Below are 18,073 nucleotides of genomic sequence, written 5' to 3'. Positions count from 1 at the left end.
ACTTTAAAATATTTTATATTTATGTGTTATAATATGGGCGTTTACAAGAAGTGTCAGGGAAAGGGAGAAACACAATGGATCTTGAACAGCCTGTGATTCGCATTTCTGTGCGAAATCTGGTGGAATTTATACTTCGTGCGGGAGATATAGACAATCGAATAGCGTCGACAGATAAAGATACTATGCAGCTTGGAAGCAGAATCCACAGGAAGATTCAAAAGCAGATGGGTCCGGATTATCATGCAGAGATTTCACTAAAATATGAGATTCCATGTAAAGATTTTACGCTGAAACTGGAAGGAAGAGCAGACGGAATTATTGAGCTTCCGGAAGGAATTGTCATTGATGAAATTAAAGGTGTGTTAAGAGAACTGAATCAGATTAAAGAGCCGGTACCGGTACATCTTGCACAGGCAATGTGTTATGCGTATATTTATGCGGCATCTCATAATTTGCCGGAAATTGGTGTGCAGATGACTTACTGTAATATGGAGACAGAGGAGATAAAGCGTTTTCAGAGTGGTTACATATTCGAAGATTTGGAACGGTGGTTTTATGAGCTGATTGGAAAGTATGAAAAGTGGGCGAGATATCAGATTCAGTGGAAGAAAAAGAGAGATAAGTCGATCAAGAATGTGGAATTTCCATTTGCATACAGAGAAGGGCAGAAGAACCTGGTAACATCAGTATATCGGACGATACTTAGAAAAAAGAAGCTGTTTATTCAGGCACCGACCGGAGTTGGAAAGACGATCGCAACATTATTTCCGGCAGTGAAAGCAGTAGGAGAGGGATTGGGTGATAAGATATTTTATCTGACAGCGAAGACGATCACAAGAACAGTAGCCTGGCAGGCATTTGAGACATTAAGGGAACAGGCGCTTCGTATGAAAGTAATTGTTCTGACAGCAAAAGATAAAATTTGCTTTTGTGAAGAGACAAATTGTAATCCAGATTATTGCCCTTATGCGAAAGGACATTTTGACCGGGTGAACGATGCAGTCTATGAACTTCTGACATCTTCTGATGAACTGAACCGGGAGATACTAGAGGAACAGGCAAGAAAATGGAAGGTGTGTCCGTATGAGATGAGTCTGGATGTGGCGGTCTGGGTTGATGCAATTATCTGCGATTATAATTATGTATTTGACCCACAGGCGCATTTGCGCAGATTTTTCGGAGAAGGAAATAAAGGCGATTATCTGTTTTTAATTGATGAAGCACATAATCTGGTGGAACGGGGCAGGCAGATGTACAGTGCCAGTATCTGCAAAGAAGATTTTCTTGGAATTAAGAAAAAGGTCCGATATGAGGATGAGAAGCTAACAGAGAGACTGGAAGATTGTAACCGGGGGCTTCTGGCAATGAAACGGGAATGCGAAGAATATAAAGTTCTAAATAGTGTATCGCATATTTACCTCAAGCTTTTAAATCTGGTGACAGAACTGGAACGTTTTCTGGAAGAATGTGAGAAAGAAGATATCCGGGAAGAAGTTCTGGAGTTTTATTTTCACATTCGAAGCTTTATGGATATACATGAGCGGTTAGATGAGAATTATGTGATTTATAGTGAACTGGATGGGGAAGGGAAATTCCGGGTACATTTGTTTTGTGTCAATCCAGCGGGAAATTTGGGAGAATTTCTGCAAAAGGGAAACAGCACAATTTTCTTTTCAGCTACATTATTGCCAATTACATATTATAAAAAACTGCTTTCCACGGGAAAAGAAGATTATGCAATCTATGCAGAATCCCCATTTGATGTAGAGCATCGCCTGCTAATGGTTGGAGGAGATGTAAGTACAAAGTACACACGGAGAAATGAAGAGATGTATCAGAGATATGCCAGGTATCTGTGGAAGCTTGCAAATGGAAAGAAAGGGAACTATCTGGTATTCTTTCCGTCTTATCGTTTTCTGGAAGATGTCTATGAAGCTTTTGAAAAGATTCAGGAAAAGGAAGAGTTAGAAGCCTTCCCGGCTTTGGGTCATCGAATTACTTGTGTGACACAATCCCAGTCTATGTCAGAAAAGGGCAGGGAGGAATTTTTGAATACATTTGAAGAGGAAAGAAAGGAAAGCCTGCTTGGATTTTGTGTCATGGGTGGTATCTTTTCAGAAGGAATTGATTTGACGGAGGATAAGCTGATCGGGGCCGTGATTGTAGGAACAGGACTGCCACAGGTTTGTCGAGAACGGGAGATTTTAAAGGATTATTTCGATCAGCACGGGCAGAGGGGATTTGACTATGCTTATCTGTATCCGGGAATGAATAAGGTACTTCAGGCAGCCGGACGTGTCATAAGAACAGACGAGGACAGAGGAGTGATATTGTTGCTGGATGATCGCTTTTTCGACAGGCGGTATCAGGAGACTTTTCCAAGAGAATGGGAAAACCAAAGAAGCTGCAGCCTTGGAAATATGGCAGAGCAGATAGAAGAGTTCTGGAAAAAAGAAAAGGAAGAAGCACAGACCGTCCGGAGAAAAGAATAAATATTGATGCATTGTTTTTCTTGCGTCAGGCGGTCTGTGATTTTGCAGATTCATATATATCAGCTGGGTGATGACTCCAACCTCTATAGGTGGTGAGAAACAAGCTGGTATCAGTGGTGGGAGTCAATCCCCCAGCTGATATAGCCTCCGGCAGGGCGCACATTGTCCGGTGGACAATGGTTTTGCGCCGACCGAAACGGAGTGTAGACTTGCAGAGGTGCGCAGTAGAAGTATGTCATGCAATTGCATGACGCGCACCTCGCAGCAAGAATGCCGAGGCATTCTTGAACTGGTCTATGTTGTGAATAATGCTGTTGCTGTATAACGATTATGCCAGATTTAATTTACGGTTCAGACGATAATAAGTAATAATATAAAGAATCACACTCCATATAATCATCAAAGCCAGAGAGATTCCCAAAAGACTGAGCATATACTGAGATGGTGTAGACATATAAAGTGTTGTACTTGTTCCAATCGTTACAGCCTGGGTGTTTAGCAGTCCAAGTGGGATAAAAATCAAAAAACAGCTAATGCTTTCTACAAATGTAACGATAAAGTACATGGCAACAGCGCCAAAGACGCGATGACCGGTAAATATCTGTCCCAGAGAGATGCAGGCGTAATATAATATAACATTTGCAACTGTTCCGGCTATCATGAAAAAGATGTAAAAGGCAATTGATCCAAAGACTCCAAGATGGGATCCCAAACCGAAAATTTCCATTAGGAGAGCTTTATTGCCGGAGAGAGAATCTTTTACATATGGCACCCAGGCAGCAATGTATATAGCGGCAAAGAGTCCAATTATGTCGATTATGCACCAGATTGTTCCTGCAATGACTTTTGCAATCAGGAGAGTTCCCTTTTTGACCGGCAGGGTGTGGGTCAGATATCCTTCGTCAGAGTATGTACTCTTATAAAAATGCACAGCAATGATAATTGAGGTTGCAAAAGCAACACAGGTAAGCAGGATAATACCAAAAGAAACAGTCAATCCAAGAATTAAGAAGTAAGTATTACCCAAGTTATGAACATTGTTGGCTGTAAGTCTGCCTGTGATCAGTATACGGATAAAAAATGCGTATATAAGCAGAAATGCATGAATGATGATTAAAAAACGATTCATGGCTTTCATATCGTATTTGATGATTTTTCCTAACATTTGAATACCTCCCGGAATAATGCGTCAACAGATTTCTTTTGTTCTGACCGGATATCATCGACGGTTGCATTTAATACAAGTTCACCGTTCTGGATAAAGAGTACGCGGTCTAAAATATTTTCAATATCGGAAATCAGATGTGTTGAGATCAAAATCGTTGCATGTTCATTGTAATTACTTAAAATCGTGTGTAAGATGTAATCTCTGGCAGCAGGGTCAACACCTCCGATCGGTTCATCAAGTATATATAGTTTGGCGTCACGGCTCATAACAAGAATCAGTGCTACTTTTTCCTGATTTCCTTTGGAAAGAGTTTTCAAACGTGCTGTCTGATCTATGTTCAGGTCCTTCAGCATCGAAGTGGCTCGGATTTTGGAAAAATCTTCATAAAAGTCAGCAAAGTAAGAAACCAGATCTTGGATTTTCATGGAACCGTCCAGATAACTGTGGTCTGGGAGATAGGACACGATATTCTTGCTGTGGACACCAGGAAGTTCTCCGTCGATAAGAACAGTCCCTTCTGTCGGTGTTAAGAGGTCGTTGATCAGTTTGATCAGTGTAGTTTTCCCGCTACCGTTTGGACCAAGCAGTCCGATGATCTGACCATGGTTCAGTGTCAGGTTCAGATTGTGGAGAGCGTAGGCACTTTTATTGTACTTTTTGGAAAGCCCTTTACATTCTAAAATGGGTTTCATATTATTTTTCCTCCTTCATTGTATCTTGAACCAGTTCCAGGATTTCCGGTCTGGTAAATCCAAGATGTTCCATTGATTTTAAAAATTCACGGATATGCTCGGTGGCAGTCTCTGTTTTTAATTGTTTTATCATTGTTTCGTCCTCCGTAATAAATCGTCCGCTTGTACGGCGGGAGTGTACCAGACCAATTCTCTCCAGTTCGGAAAGTGCTTTTTGCATTGTGTTAGGATTTACGGATGCTTCCATAGCAAGTTCGCGAACAGAAGGAAGTTTGTCCCCGGGTTTATAGCTGCCGGAGATAATATCATGCTGAATTCGTTCCATGAGCTGAAGATAAATGGGACGGTCACTATCTAAATTCCATGGCATATTATGTACTCCTTTCACTTTGTATTATTGTACTATCTGAGCAATACAATAATACAGATACACGCAAGTGTCAAGTACAATTTCAAAAAAATGATTCATTTAAATATTAGTGGGCATTTTACAAGAATCTGTCAGTAGAGTTTGCTGGAAATGAGTAACAAAAAAGCAGCAAACCTTTAAAGATTTACTGCTCAGATATCTATTTGTTTAAATTTAAAGTAGTACTGACTGATTGTAATAGTAACTTAATGTTCATTTTCTGCAATAATATTATCCGGAAAATTCTTATCGAACTGGCTGGCTCTTAACATTGCAATCTCATATTTGTATGGTGCGTAAGATTTCTTCTCTTTTGTTGGAGAAGGAATATATGGAGTTTCAAGGATTTTCGGAATTTGTTCAAAATCCGGGTGGTGTACGATATAGGAGAGGGCATCAAATCCAATCTCTCCGGTGCCGAGATTGGCATGCCTGTCTTTCTTTGCACCACACACATTTTTACTGTCGTTAATATGAAAGACCGCAATCTGATCTTTACCGATCAAATGATCAAACTCGTCGATCACACCGTCGAAATTACCACGGATATCATAACCACTGTCGTGAGTGTGGCAGGTATCAAAACAGACACGCAGTTTGTCGCTGTAGACTACGCCGTCATAGATTGCTGCAAGTTCTTCAAAAGACCGGCCAAGTTCCGATCCTTTTCCCGCCATGGTTTCCAGTGCAATATGAAGAGGTGTGTCTTTTGTCAAGACTTCATTGAGCCCCTTTATGACCTGTTGAAGTCCGGTTTCAACTCCGGCACCGACGTGGGCACCAGGATGCAGAATCAGAGTCTGGCTTTTGCAGGCGGCCGCGCGGTCAATTTCTTTTGCCAGAAATTCCACGGCCAGTTCATATGTCTCAGGTTTTACGGTATTACCAAGATTGATAATATAAGGAGCGTGAACGACGATATCTGAAATATTTTTTTCGTTCATATAGTTCCAGGCGGCATCAATATTGAGTTCAGAAATATCTTTTCTTTTGGTGTTTTGTGGTGCTCCGGTATAGAACATAAATGTATTTGCTCCATAGGATTCAGCTTCTTTTGCAGAACCAAGGAGCATGCTTTTTCCGCTCATGCTGACATGAGATCCAAGTTTTAAATTCATAGATGTAACCTAACCTTTAATTTAATATAAAATGTGTCTGTCAGACAAGTTATCGCTGCTTAAATTTATCCTTGCCCTGTTTACAGATTGGACAAACAAATGTGTCTGGAAGTTCTTCAAATGGAATATCACCATCATAGACATATCCGCAGATACTACACACCCATTTGCCATTTCCGGAGGAATTACTGGAGGTGATTGAAGAATCAGAAGAAGCAGAATCTACCGTATCCAGATCTTCCGGCTGGTAAGTCGGTGCATTTTTCGGACTCTTGCCTTTGATGATATTGTGATAGTATGCATAGGTCATAGGTGTTTCCTGATTCAACATATCACAGTCAATGATTTCCCCAAGAAAGACTGTGTGGGTATTTGTTTCCATTTTATCGATGACCTTACAGACAAGATAACCGCATGCATCATCGACAACGGCAATATTATGCTTTGTAATAAAAGGAACATTCATAAATTTGTCCACATCTCTGGAAGACTGAAATCCAAGCTGGCTGATGATATTGGGGTCAGTCTTTTCAGAAAGTATGGAAACTGCGAACATTCCACTTTTTTCAATGCATTCATGCGTATAATTATCATGATTCATACTGACAGCTAAAGTTGCAGGAGAAGAAGTAATCTGCATAATACTGTTGGCAATGCAGCCGGACATACGATTCTCCCCAAGTGCCGAAACGGCATATACACCATAAGATAAATTTCGAAGTACTTTTTTGTTCATAGGTAACCTCCCATCTATTAAATTGCATAATAACAGTAATTATTACTATTATAATAGCATGGATTTGCTGGAATAGCAACCAGACTTTCTAAAAAAGCGTTGAAAATCTTGTGTGTGAAAAGAATTAAGGTTGTTGGCTTTATTTTCTTGTGCTAAAATACAATGTGACATATTTTGTAAATGAAAAATTACGATAAATAAGAGGTAGAGAGCATGAAGAGAATATCAGATTTTATAGCGGAAGAACTGGCAGCAGCTTTCGAAGCAGCAGGATATGACAGGAATTATGCAAAAGTAACATTGTCGAACCGCCCGGATCTTTGCGAGTATCAGTGTAATGGTGCTATGGCAGGAGCAAAAGCTTATCATAAAGCACCGATCATGATTGCGCAGGATGTTGTGGCAAAATTAGAAGGAAGTGGTTGCTTCTGCGATGTTCAGGCAGTAAATCCGGGATTTATCAATCTGAAATTAGACGAAAGATTTGTAGCAGATTATCTGGATGAGATGGAGACGGATGAAGACCTCGGACTGAATAAGACTGACAATCCTAAGATGATCGTGATCGACTACGGCGGACCGAACGTGGCAAAACCGCTTCATGTAGGACATCTTCGTTCTGCAATTATTGGTGAGAGCGTAAAACGAATTTCAAGAAAAATGGGACATAATGTTCTTGGAGATATCCATTTGGGAGACTGGGGATATCAGATGGGACTGATTATTACGGAATTAAAGGAAAGAAAACCAGAACTTCCATATTTTGATGAGAATTTTAAAGGAGAATATCCGGCAGAGGCTCCATTTACCATATCTGAGTTGGAGGAGATCTATCCGACAGCAAGTGGAAAAGCAAAAGAGGATGAGGAGTACAGAGAGCGTGCGCTGCATGCCACATATTTACTCCAAAACGGACATAAAGGTTATACAGCAATCTGGAACCACATTATGCATGTATCTGTAAATGATTTGAAGAAGAACTATGCGAATCTGAATGTGGACTTTGATCTGTGGAAAGGTGAGTCTGATGCACAGGCTTACATTCCGGATATGATTGAGCGGCTGAAAAAAGAAGGATTTGCACATGTCGATGACGGAGCTCTTGTGATTGATGTACAGGAAGAGTCAGACACAAAGGAAATTCCACCATGCATGATCCAAAAGTCAGACGGAGCATCTCTCTACGGAACGACAGACCTTGCAACGCTGGTTCAACGAGTGGAAGATTACCATCCGGACAAAGTCATTTATGTTGTAGATAAGCGTCAGGAGTTACATTTTGTACAGGTATTCCGTGCAGCAAAGAAGACAGGAATCGTTCCTTCTGAGACAGAACTGAAATTCTTAGGTTTCGGTACCATGAATGGAAAAGACGGCAAACCATTTAAGACAAGAGAAGGTGGTGTTATGCGTCTGGAGAATCTGATCGCTGAGATTCAGGAGGAAATGTACAAGAAGATCACAGACAACCGTACTGTAGAGGAAGAGGAAGCGAAGAACACTGCGAAAACGGTAGGTATGGCTGCAATCAAGTACGGGGATCTGTCCAATCAGGCTTCCAAAGATTATGTCTTCGATGTAGACAGATTTACTTCCTTTGAGGGAAACACAGGACCGTATATTCTGTACACCATCGTGCGTATCAAATCTATCCTGAACAAATACCAGGAAGAAGGAAAAGCTGTCACAGGACTTAAGGTAAATCAGCAGTCCGGCGAGAGCGAGAAAGCATTGATGCTTGCGCTGGTAAAATATAACGAGATGATGGAAAATGCTTACGAAGAACTTGCACCACATAAAATCTGTGCGTATATTTATGATCTTGCAAATGCATTCAATCATTTTTATCATGAAACCAAAATTCTGGCAGAGGAAAATGAAGCAAAGAAACAGGGATACATTGCACTGCTTATACTGACAAAGAAAGTATTGGAGTCCTGCATTGATGTTCTTGGATTCGAAGCACCAGAGAGAATGTAATGATAACAAGGTCGAATAGTGTGGTCGGATTGTGGGAGTGCATAGCACGGAGCAATCTGAAGGTATCATGAAGAGTAGTATATATTACAGGAAGGATTTATAGGTAACATGACAGACAAGTTGTACTACGAAAGTAGTCATAGAAAAGATTTTGAGGCACAGGTAATTTCATGTGAGCCGGAAGGAGAAGGATACAAAGTAGTTTTGGATAAGACAGTATTTTTCCCGGAAGGCGGCGGACAGTATGCAGATACAGGAATTCTTGGAGGGGTTCATGTGCTGGACGCGCAGGAGAAGGATGGAATTATCTATCATTACACAGATGGAGCACTGACACCGGGCGAGATCGTGAAAGGCGAAATTGACTGGGAAAAGAGATTCGAAAGTATGCAGCAACATAGCGGCGAGCATATCATTTCAGGAATTGTACATGGAAGATTCGGATACAACAATGTAGGATTCCATCTTGGAGCTGATTACTGTACGATGGATTTTGACGGACCGATTACAAAGGAGCAGTTGAAAGAAATCGAAGAAGAGGCGAATCGCATCGTTTACAAGAATTTGAATATAGAGATTCTTTACCCGACAAAGGAAGAGTTGAAAGATCTGACTTACAGAAGTAAGATTGAAATTGAAGGACAGGTTCGTATTGTGAATATTCCGGGCGTGGATATCTGTGCATGCTGTGCACCACACGTAGATAGAACTGGGGAGATTGGAAATATCAAACTGGTGGATATGGTGTCATACAAAGGCGGCGAACGCATCACTATGTTAAGTGGAAGCCGTGCACTTACAGATCATCAGCAGAAAGAGGAGAGCGTGAAGAAGATTTCCGCACTGCTCTGTGCAAAGGATACAGAAGTTGCCGAAGCTGTAGAAAAATTAAAAGAAGAGCAGCTTGACTTGAAAAATCAGGTATCTGCTCTCAAACAAAAATTACTGGCTTATCAGGCAAAGGAGATTGACGTTACTCCGGAACTGGTAAAGGTATTTGACAGTGAACTTAGTGGAAATGAACCGAGAGAACTAATGAACATTCTATTAGAGAGAGGTGCAAAGATTTGTGCAATTTTTGCAGGAAATGATGAAGAAGGATATCGTTATGTTATCGGAAGCCATTCTGAAGATGTAAGAGTGATCAGCAAAAAATTAAATGAGGCTTTCCAGGGCCGTGGCGGTGGAAAACCTCAGATGGTGCAGGGATCCTTAAAAGGAACTGCTAAAAATATTTCAGAAATTCTGTAGCTGCCTTGGTGATGGGAACGCGGTCATTGTAAGCAATGACCAGTTCTCTCACCGGCAGTTTTTCTTTTGTCTCAACAATAAATAATTTTTCCAGATCTTTTCCGGTAATACAGTAATCGGGTATACATGCAATGCCGAGCCCGATTTTTGCAAGGTCAATGAGAAGATCATTACTGCTCAGCTCAATTTCCGGCACGAGATCTAACTGGTGCTGTAAAAAGAGATTATGCAGGAATTCGCTGGTTGTACTTTTTTTATCCAGCATCAGAATCGGATGTTCTAAAAGTTCTTTATAGCTTAAGCATCTTCCAACAAGTTTATCAAAAGAATGATTTGCAACAAACACGTCCTGGAAAGAGCGGATATGTTTTGTTTCACAGTTTCCAAGATATGGATTTGGAGAATTGACAACAATCAGGTCAACCTGTCCATTTTCTAATAGTTCTACACAGTGGATAGAAGTTGCATTCGTTACTTTGATGTGAGCTCCCGGAAATTCCTTATGGAAACGCTCCAGGTAAGGAACAAGAAAATAACGGCAGATAGTGTCACTGGCACCGATGCGAAGTTGTCCTACACCTTCAGAAGCTTCTAAAAGCTGGATTTCCCCACGGTGAATCAGATTCATAGCTGGTTCCACATGACGAAGAAGCAATTCGCCTTCCGGTGTCAGGCGTACCTTTTTGGTACTCCTGATAAAAAGCTTTTGATTTAATTTTTTTTCCAACGCTTTGATAGACTGGCTTACGGCTGACTGAGAGATAAATAATTTATTCGCAGCTTCCGAAAAACTTAGTGTAGTTGCTACGTGGTAAAACACTTTATATAATTCGTAATTAATATCCATAATAAGACTCCCTAATAAATACTAATTTGATTATAAGGTAAATTAATGCAAAATGCAATGGCAGAATTTGTTTTGAAGTGATTTTTCTATACAGATATGAGATATCTTGGTATAATACTAGAGATAAAAACCTGGACCGCAAAAAATGCGCAGGTAGTTTAGGAAAGAAAAGGAAGATAACATGAAGATCTGGTACAGAGTTACCATTACATTTACGATGCTCCTGGTAATCTTTGCATTGCTGATCACTGGATTTCAGCTTGCAGTTTATGGAGACAGCCATTACGGATTTTATAAAAAGGAATATGAAAAGTACCGGGTCACGGACAATCTGAATATGAAGATTGACAATGTGATGGCAGTGACAGAACATATGATGGCTTATCTGATTGGAAAGGAAGAAAAGCTGTCAATTGTCACAGATGTGGACGGTGAGCATCAGGATTTCTTCAATGAACAGGACAGGCTTCACCTGGCAGATGTGAGGAATTTGTTTCTGGGAGGTTTGAAGCTTCGGAATTATGCGGTGATTCTTGCAACTATTTTAATGATTGTTCTTAGGGCAAAAAAAGCAGATTTCCGAAGACTGGTTCCGCTAGGATATTTGCAGGCGCTGTTTGTTTATCTTATTTTGGCGGTAATTCTGGGAGTTGCCATGAGCATTGATTTTACAAGCTGTTTTACGCTGTTTCATAAATTGTTTTTTACAAATAATCTCTGGATCTTTGACCCGGAGACAGATTATATGATCCGCATGCTGCCGGAAGGATTTTTCTCAGACATGGTAATCCGGGTCGGAGTGATATTTATCGTATTACTTGCCGTGCCGGGAGTTGCAGCGGTCGTGTACAACTGGAAATGGAAAAAAGAAAGAAATTAGTAAAACTTATAAAAGGATTTAAATATATTAATTTTAATAATAATGGTGGGTATGTTACAATGAAATAAATAATGAAGATTTAAAGTAACAGAACTATTACCAAATAAAAATATAAACACAATGGAGGAAGACGAATGAGTAATGTAAGAAGAGTGTATGTTGAGAAAAAGGGCAGCTATGATGTCCAGCAGAAGGCACTTGCACATGAGATTCGCAATTATCTTGGAATCAAAGACGTAGAGTATGTGCGTATCTTGAATCGTTATGATGTGGAGAACGTATCAGATGAGACATTTGAAAGAGCATGCAATGGTATCTTTGCTGAACCACCGGTAGATGTCCTTTGGAAAGAGGAGGCTCCTGTTGGTTCCGGAGACAGTCTGTTTTCCGTAGAATTTCTTCCGGGTCAGTTCGATCAGAGAGCAGATTCTGCTGTTCAGTGTATCCAGTTCGTAAAAGAGGACGAGCAGCCGGTCATCCGTACTGCAACGACTTATATTATTCATGGTAAGAATGGAGCTATTACAGAAGAAGAACTTCAGAAGATTAAGGAACACTGCATCAACCCGGTAGACTCAAGAGAAGCAGCAGAGGAGAAGCCGGAGACACTAGTGACAAAATTTGACGAGCCTGCTGATGTTATTGTATTTGACGGGTTTAAGGATATGGAAGAGGAAGAGCTTAAGAAATTATATGATTCTCTTGGACTTGCAATGACATTCCGTGACTTCCAGCATATCCAGAATCATTTCAAAGGGGAAGAGCACCGCGATCCTTCCATGACAGAGATCCGCGTACTGGATACTTACTGGTCAGACCATTGCCGTCATACAACATTTTCAACAGAACTTACAGAAGTTTCCTTTGGAGACGGAGATTATCGAAAACCGATGGAAGATACTTACAAGCAGTACCTTCGCGATCGCAGTGAGATTTTTAAAGGACGTGAGGATAAATTTGTATGTCTGATGGATCTTGCGCTGATGGCTATGAGAAAGCTGAAAAAAGAAGGAAAGCTTCAGGATCAGGAGGAGTCAGATGAGATCAATGCCTGCAGTATCGTTGTACCGATCAAGGTAGATGGCGTGGAAGAAGAGTGGCTTGTGAACTTTAAAAATGAAACACACAACCACCCGACAGAGATTGAGCCTTTTGGTGGAGCTGCTACATGTCTTGGCGGAGCAATCCGAGATCCATTATCAGGACGTACTTATGTATACCAGGCAATGCGTGTGACCGGAGCAGCAGATCCGACTGTATCTATCAAAGATACGATGAAAGGAAAGCTTCCTCAGAAGAAACTGGTTCGTGAGGCAGCTCATGGATATAGTTCTTATGGTAACCAGATCGGACTTGCAACTGGTGCAGTTAAGGAGATCTATCACCCGAATTATGTGGCAAAACGTATGGAAATCGGAGCTGTTCTCGGAGCAGCACCAAGACGTGCAGTAATCCGTGAGACTTCAGATCCTGGTGATATCATTATCCTGCTCGGTGGACGTACCGGACGTGACGGCTGCGGTGGAGCAACCGGATCTTCTAAAGTACATACAGAGGAGTCTATCGAGACTTGTGGAGCAGAGGTACAGAAAGGTAATCCGCCGACAGAGCGTAAGATCCAGAGACTGTTCCGCAGAGAGGAAGTCAGCAAATTAATTAAGAAATGTAACGACTTTGGAGCCGGAGGAGTTTCTGTTGCAATCGGAGAACTTGCAGACGGACTTCAGGTAGATCTGGACAAAGTACCGAAGAAATACGCAGGACTTGATGGAACAGAAATTGCAATTTCTGAGTCTCAGGAGCGTATGGCTGTTGTTGTAGACCCGAAGGATGTAGATGAATTTATGGGATATGCAGCAGAAGAGAACTTAGAGGCAACAAAGGTAGCTGTCGTAACAGAGGAGCCAAGACTTGTATTATCCTGGAGAGGTAAGAAAATCGTAGACTTATCCAGAGCATTTTTAGATACTAACGGTGCTCATCAGGAGACAAAAGTAGCTGTAGATATTCCAAGCCGCAAAGACAGTATCCTCGTAAGAGAAGAAGTGACAGATGTCAAAGAAAAGTGGATGGAGACATTAAAAGATCTGAATGTGTGCTCACAGAAAGGTCTTGTGGAAATGTTTGATGGTTCCATTGGAGCATCTTCTGTATTTATGCCGCATGGCGGACAGTATCAGATGACAGAGACACAGGCTATGGTTGCAAAGCTTCCTGTACTGACAGGAGACTGCGATACGGTTACAATGATGAGTTTTGGATTCGATCCGTATCTGTCAACATGGAGTCCGTACCACGGAGCTATTTACGCAGTGACAGAGTCTGTAGCAAAAATTGTGGCAGCAGGAGGAGATTACAGTAAGATCCGTTTCACATTCCAGGAGTACTTCCGCCGTATGACAGAGGATCCACATAGATGGAGCCAGCCATTCGCAGCACTTCTTGGTGCTTACAGTGCACAGCTTGGATTTGGCCTTCCTTCTATCGGTGGAAAAGACAGTATGTCCGGAACATTTGAGCATATTGATGTACCACCGACACTGGTTTCTTTTGCAGTGGATGTGGCAACAGAAAAAGATATTATTACACCGGAGCTTAAGAAAGCAGGAGATAAGCTTGTATGGCTTCAGATCCCGACAGACGAGTATGATGTTCCGGTTTATGAAAAAGTTATGGATCAGTATGGTAAATTTACTGCTGATATCCATGACGGCAAGATTGTGGCAGCTTATGCACTTGACAGACACGGAATCGTTCCGGCTGTCAGCAAGATGGCATTTGGTAATCGCATGGGTGTAACATTAGATGCGAGCGTAGAGGCAAAAGACTTGTTCGCACCTGCATTTGGAGATCTGATTGCTGAAGTTCCGGCTGACAAGCTGGATGGACTGACGATTGATTACACAGTCATCGGTGAAGTGACAGAAGAGCAGAATTTTGAATACAAAGATACAAAGATTGCCCTTGCAGATGCCCAAAAAGCATGGGAAAGTACCCTAGAGAGCGTATTTGCTACAAATTCCAAAGCAGAGGGACAGGACGAGAAGATTGACACAGGTCTTTTTGATACAAAAGAAGTACATATCTGCGAACACAAGATCGCTCAGCCGACTGTATTTATTCCGGTATTCCCTGGAACAAACTGTGAGTATGACAGTAAGAGAGCTTTTGAGAGAGCAGGAGCAAAAACAATCGTAAAAGTATTCCGCAATATGAGTGCTTCCGATATTGTAGATTCTGTCGATGTATTTGAAAAAGCAATCGCGCAGTCTCAGATGATCATGTTCCCAGGTGGATTCAGCGCTGGTGATGAACCGGATGGTTCTGCAAAATTCTTTGCAACTGCATTCCAGAATGCGAAGATGAAAGAGGCGGTTGAGAAACTTCTTGGGGAGCGTGACGGACTGGTACTTGGTATCTGTAATGGATTCCAGGCTCTTGTAAAACTGGGACTTGTTCCAAATGGAACAATTACAGGACAGACAGAGGATTCTCCGACACTGACTTACAATACAATTGGACGCCACATTTCTAAGATGGTGTACACGAAAGTAGTCAGCAACAAGTCTCCATGGCTTTCCGGAGCAAAGCTTGGCGGAATTTACACAAACCCGGCATCTCACGGAGAGGGACGTTTTGTTGCAAGCAAAGAGTGGCTTGACAAGCTGATCACAAATGGACAGGTTGCAACTCAGTACTGCGACCCACAGGGAAATGTATCTATGGATGAGACATGGAACATTAATGGTTCCTATCTTGCAATCGAAGGTATCACCAGCCCGGATGGAAGAGTATTTGGTAAAATGGCCCATTCAGAAAGACGTGGACGTTCCGTTGCAATGAACATTTACGGAGAACAGGATCTGAAGATCTTTGAGTCTGGAGTGAAATATTTTAAATAAAAATAATCAGGCGCTTGCAAATTTTGCAGGCGCTTGTTCTATATTTCGGCAAAAATACAAAATTATGCAGGAAATGAAAATTAAAATTGCACAAAATATAAAAATAACATTTTTTTGCAAAAAAAATCTTGTGTTATAAAGTAAAATACTTTACAATATTAAAGGACAAAAGCGTCGAAGGAGAAAAACGGTTTTGCCGTCTTTCTTTTTTGAATGATGAATGCAAATAAATCAAGAAATATGGCGCTTTAAATTTCATAATAACATTTTTTCAGGAGGTACAAAGGTATGTCATATGTTGATGAAGTACTGGAAAAAGTAGTGGCAAAGAACCCTGCTGAGCCAGAATTCCACCAGGCAGTAAAAGAAGTATTGGAATCATTGAGAGTGGTAATCGAAGCAAACGAGGAGAAATTCAGAAAAGACGCTTTGCTTGAGAGACTGGTTGAGCCTGAGAGACAGATCAAATTCCGTGTTCCATGGGTAGACGATAATGGACAGGTTCAGGTAAATACAGGTTACCGTGTACAGTTCAACAGTTCAATCGGACCATACAAAGGAGGCTTACGCCTTCATCCTTCCGTAAACCTTGGAATCATCAAATTCCTTGGATTTGAGCAGGTATTCAAGAACTCACTGACAGGTCTTCCAATCGGAGGAGGAAAAGGTGGTTCTGATTTCGACCCTAAGGGAAAATCCGACAGAGAAGTTATGGCATTCTGCCAGAGCTTTATGACAGAACTTTGCAAATATATCGGTGCTGACACTGACGTTCCGGCCGGAGATATCGGAACAGGCGCAAGAGAGATTGGATATATGTTTGGTCAGTACAAGAGAATCCGCGGAGTATACGAAGGTGTACTTACAGGTAAAGGATTAAGTTACGGTGGATCTTTAGCAAGAACAGAAGCCACAGGTTATGGACTTCTGTATCTGACAGAGGAACTTCTGAAACTCAACGGAAAAGATATCAAGGGTATGACAGTTGCAGTATCCGGTTCCGGTAATGTTGCAATCTACGCAACAGAGAAGGCTCAGGAGCTTGGAGCTAAGGTTGTTACAGTCAGCGATTCTACAGGCTGGGTATATGATCCGGAAGGAATTGATGTTGCAGCTCTGAAAGAAATTAAAGAAGTAAAACGCGCAAGACTGACAGAGTACAAGAACTATCGTCCGAACTCAGAGTATCATGAGGGACGTGGCGTATGGTCTGTAAAGGTAGATCTGGCTCTTCCATGTGCAACACAGAACGAGCTTCACTTAGAGGATGCAAAACAGTTAGTAGCAAACGGTTGTGTAGCTGTATGCGAGGGTGCTAACATGCCTACTACATACGAGGCAACTGAGTATCTGCAGGAGAACGGTGTAATCTTTGCACCTGGAAAAGCTGCGAATGCCGGTGGTGTTGCTACATCTGCTCTTGAGATGTCACAGAACAGTGAGAGACTTAGCTGGACATTCGAGGAGGTTGATGCAAAACTGAAGAACATCATGGTAAATATCTGCCACAACATGGTAGATGCTGCAAAACGTTACGATATGGAAGGTAACTACGTAGCAGGAGCTAACATTGCAGGATTTGAGAAAGTTGTAGATGCTATGACAGCTCAGGGAATTGTATAAAAAGTACTAAAATATTTGGAAAGTCCCGGATTTACGGGGCTTTCTTTTTTTTGCATAACAGGAATCTTATTTCCTGTTATGCAAAAAGTCTCCGGCAGAATCAGTATTTTATGTTCAAAAGATTTTCCACTTATTAAAAAAATAATTGAATTTTATACATAAAAGAGTATAATATAAACAACTAATGTTATCGTGATAACATTGAAAAGCGTGCGGAAAATTTTATACAGAAAGGATGAAAAAAATGGGCTCAAAAATGGAAGTGTCTGAGGCGGAAATCCAGAAAGTCTACCACAGGGATTGCATTCTTCTGGCAGGGTTTGCAATATTTATGTGGTGTATTTTAAGTACGATATTACGACAGGCTTTACAGGTAGCGGGAGATTCTACTACAAGAACAATTATGATTTGTATTGCGTTGGTGACTGGAAGTGCATTGTCCCTCGGATTTTTTGCAGTTTACAGACACTTAAAAAGAAACAAAGATGTGATTTATAAAGAGGATCTTGAAAATTTGAAATTGCAGAAGAAAGATGCGTAGCAGGAGTGACAGAAGATGGAAAATAAAAAAGAGACGAAAAAAGAAAAAATAATGCAAGTGATAGATGTGTTTTTCGTAATGATCCTATGCTTTGTGGTTTTGCTTGTGACGATGCTTTTTCAAAATCTTGCAGGTGTCAAGGAGGTAGGAAAAGCATATGTGATCCAGGCATCTACACTGGTGCCGGTTGTAGTTGCGCTGGCAGCATATGTAACATTTCTTGTGAAAAGAAGCAAAAAAGATTTAAAGGAAATTATTGAACTGGAATATAGCGAAAAGGAGCAGGAATAGGTATGAGCATATGGACAATTATAAATATTGCAGCATGGGTATTATGTGCAGTATTTCTTTATTTGATCTTGAGTGATCTGATAAAAGTGGAAAAAGGGAACAGAGAAGAGAAAAAGCTTGAAAAGAAAGACTAAGAGGCATAC

The 18,073-nt window shown here is 41.1% G+C and carries 15 protein-coding genes; 9 read left to right on the top strand and 6 right to left on the bottom strand.

Annotation, left to right across the window (positions count from 1 at the left end):
* Positions 1–74 precede the first annotated feature (74 nt).
* The gene (locus LI164_RS03600; protein ID WP_005331493.1) at positions 75–2,492 is read left to right on the top strand and encodes an ATP-dependent DNA helicase; all 2,418 of its coding nucleotides are present in this window, start codon (positions 75–77) and stop codon (positions 2,490–2,492) included.
* A 328-nt stretch (positions 2,493–2,820) separates the two neighbouring features.
* On the opposite strand, the gene LI164_RS03595 is transcribed toward LI164_RS03600, so the two are convergent.
* The 5 genes from LI164_RS03595 to LI164_RS03575 all read right to left on the bottom strand — a co-directional run bounded on the left by LI164_RS03595 (position 2,821) and on the right by LI164_RS03575 (position 6,615).
* Positions 2,821–3,657 (bottom strand): hypothetical protein, encoded by an 837-nt coding sequence (locus LI164_RS03595; RefSeq protein ID WP_005331492.1) that lies wholly within the window; start codon positions 3,655–3,657, stop codon positions 2,821–2,823.
* A complete protein-coding gene (locus LI164_RS03590; protein ID WP_005331491.1) occupies positions 3,651–4,352 on the bottom strand; it encodes an ABC transporter ATP-binding protein in 702 nt (233 codons plus the stop codon). Before LI164_RS03590 ends, LI164_RS03595 begins: the two co-directional genes overlap by 7 nt.
* A gap of 1 nt (position 4,353) precedes the next feature.
* Positions 4,354–4,722 carry a GntR family transcriptional regulator gene (locus LI164_RS03585; protein ID WP_005331490.1) on the bottom strand — a complete coding sequence of 123 codons (369 nt, stop codon included), beginning with the start codon at positions 4,720–4,722 and terminating at the stop codon, positions 4,354–4,356.
* A gap of 245 nt (positions 4,723–4,967) precedes the next feature.
* On the bottom strand, positions 4,968–5,879 hold the full coding sequence (locus LI164_RS03580; RefSeq protein ID WP_005331489.1) for a deoxyribonuclease IV: 912 nt from the start codon (positions 5,877–5,879) through the stop codon (positions 4,968–4,970).
* A 49-nt stretch (positions 5,880–5,928) separates the two neighbouring features.
* Positions 5,929–6,615 (bottom strand): flavin reductase, encoded by a 687-nt coding sequence (locus LI164_RS03575; RefSeq protein ID WP_005331488.1) that lies wholly within the window; start codon positions 6,613–6,615, stop codon positions 5,929–5,931.
* Positions 6,616–6,828: 213 nt separating this feature from the next.
* Between LI164_RS03575 and argS the strand changes: the two genes are divergently transcribed.
* Positions 6,829–8,595 (top strand): arginine--tRNA ligase, encoded by a 1,767-nt coding sequence (argS, locus tag LI164_RS03570; RefSeq protein WP_005331487.1) that lies wholly within the window; start codon positions 6,829–6,831, stop codon positions 8,593–8,595.
* A 108-nt stretch (positions 8,596–8,703) separates the two neighbouring features.
* The gene (locus LI164_RS03565) at positions 8,704–9,846 is read left to right on the top strand and encodes an alanine--tRNA ligase-related protein (protein WP_005331484.1); all 1,143 of its coding nucleotides are present in this window, start codon (positions 8,704–8,706) and stop codon (positions 9,844–9,846) included.
* Here the strand turns inward: LI164_RS03565 and LI164_RS03560 are convergent.
* Entirely contained in the window at positions 9,821–10,693 is an 873-nt protein-coding gene (locus tag LI164_RS03560) for a LysR family transcriptional regulator (protein ID WP_005331483.1), read from the bottom strand. The two genes, LI164_RS03565 and LI164_RS03560, sit on opposite strands and share 26 nt — an antisense overlap.
* 181 nt (positions 10,694–10,874) lie before the next feature.
* On the opposite strand from LI164_RS03560, the gene LI164_RS03555 reads away from it, so the two are divergent.
* The 6 genes from LI164_RS03555 (at position 10,875) to LI164_RS15910 (ending at position 18,064) form a co-directional block, all read left to right on the top strand.
* A complete protein-coding gene (locus LI164_RS03555) occupies positions 10,875–11,573 on the top strand; it encodes a TIGR01906 family membrane protein (RefSeq protein ID WP_005331482.1) in 699 nt (232 codons plus the stop codon).
* Positions 11,574–11,707: 134 nt separating this feature from the next.
* Positions 11,708–15,475, top strand: a complete 3,768-nt coding sequence (locus LI164_RS03550) for a phosphoribosylformylglycinamidine synthase (RefSeq protein WP_117606732.1) — start codon at positions 11,708–11,710, stop codon at positions 15,473–15,475.
* A gap of 288 nt (positions 15,476–15,763) precedes the next feature.
* Positions 15,764–17,098, top strand: a complete 1,335-nt coding sequence (gdhA, locus tag LI164_RS03545) for an NADP-specific glutamate dehydrogenase (protein ID WP_005331479.1) — start codon at positions 15,764–15,766, stop codon at positions 17,096–17,098.
* Between the two features lie 244 nt (positions 17,099–17,342).
* Positions 17,343–17,639 (top strand): hypothetical protein, encoded by a 297-nt coding sequence (locus LI164_RS03540; RefSeq protein WP_227086731.1) that lies wholly within the window; start codon positions 17,343–17,345, stop codon positions 17,637–17,639.
* A gap of 15 nt (positions 17,640–17,654) precedes the next feature.
* Positions 17,655–17,930, top strand: a complete 276-nt coding sequence (locus LI164_RS03535; protein WP_117606730.1) for a hypothetical protein — start codon at positions 17,655–17,657, stop codon at positions 17,928–17,930.
* Positions 17,931–17,932: 2 nt separating this feature from the next.
* Positions 17,933–18,064, top strand: coding sequence for a hypothetical protein (locus tag LI164_RS15910; RefSeq protein WP_255642116.1), 132 nt, complete (start codon positions 17,933–17,935; stop codon positions 18,062–18,064).
* Positions 18,065–18,073: the final 9 nt, after the last annotated feature.

This window comes from Dorea sp. 210702-DFI.3.125, assembly GCF_020560945.1.
GTDB classification, from domain to species: Bacteria; Bacillota; Clostridia; order Lachnospirales; family Lachnospiraceae; genus Dorea; species Dorea formicigenerans.
Note: the sequence above shows the minus strand (reverse complement) of the source record. Positions and strands in the feature narration are given on the sequence as shown.